Origin of the sequence: Aquibium pacificum, from assembly GCF_040839445.1 — a bacterium.
Lineage (GTDB): Bacteria > Pseudomonadota > Alphaproteobacteria > Rhizobiales > Rhizobiaceae > Aquibium > Aquibium pacificus.
This window is the reverse complement of the sequence record NZ_JBDPGJ010000034.1, coordinates 1-369: the sequence shown is the minus strand read 5'-3', so window position 1 is coordinate 369 and position 369 is coordinate 1. Positions and strand designations below refer to the sequence as shown.

Genomic DNA, 369 nt, shown 5'->3' with positions numbered 1-369 from the left:
GTTGACTTTGGCCACATCAATGTCATAGAGCTTCTTCACAGCCTGTTTGATCTGGTGCTTGTTGGCCTTGACGTCCACAATGAACACAAGTGTGTTGTTGTCTTCTATCTTCTTCATGGCTGACTCAGTGGTCAGGGGGAATTTGATAATGGCATTGTGGTCAAGCTTGTTTCTCCTGGGCGCGCTCTTTCGCGGGTATTTGGGCTGCCTCCGGAGCCGCAGGGTCTTGGGCCGCCGGAAGGTGGGTGACGTGCGGATCTTCTTCTTTTTGTGGCTGTGGACGCCTTTCAGCACTGCCTTCTTGGCTTTCAAGGCCTTCGCTTTGGCTTCGGCTTTGGGAGGGGCAGGAGCTTCCTTCTTCGCTTTCGG

At 53.7% G+C, this 369-nt stretch carries 1 protein-coding gene; it reads right to left on the bottom strand.

The window, feature by feature from the left end; translation table 11 throughout:
- The coding region (rplW, locus tag ABGN05_RS30050; RefSeq protein WP_367957720.1) for a 50S ribosomal protein L23 at nucleotides 1-369 on the bottom strand (369 nt) is incomplete at both ends.